Raw genomic sequence first — 367 nt, forward strand, 5'->3', positions numbered from 1 at the left:
CCGGTGTGCATGAGCAGAAAGCAGCCGGTGCCGTAGGTGTTCTTCGCCTGGCCCGCATGGAGGCAGCACTGGCCGAAGAGCGCCGCCTGCTGGTCGCCCGCCACGCCGCAGATGGGGATGCCCTGGACGAGCCCCGGGTTCGCCGTTATGCCGAAGCTGCCGGAAGAGGGGCGTACCTCGGGAAGAATGGCCTCGGGAATGCCGAAGAGCTTAAGCAGGAAGGGATCCCAGCGCCTCTCGTGGATGTTGTAGAGCATGGTCCGGCTCGCATTGGTCACGTCCGTGGCGTCCACGGCCCCGTCGGTGAGCTTCCAAATGAGCCAGCTGTCCACGGTGCCGAAGCAGAGCTCCCCCGCCTCGGCGCGGG

1 protein-coding gene is annotated in these 367 nt (G+C 67.0%); it reads right to left on the reverse strand.

Annotated features, from left to right (window positions below; all coding sequences use genetic code 11):
* A partial coding sequence (locus tag NE591_RS13300) for an FGGY family carbohydrate kinase (protein ID WP_256156868.1) occupies nt 1-367 on the reverse strand: 367 nt, incomplete at both ends.

Origin of the sequence: Adlercreutzia sp. DFI.6.23, assembly GCF_024462535.1 — a bacterium.
Classification (GTDB): domain Bacteria; phylum Actinomycetota; class Coriobacteriia; order Coriobacteriales; family Eggerthellaceae; genus Adlercreutzia; species Adlercreutzia rubneri.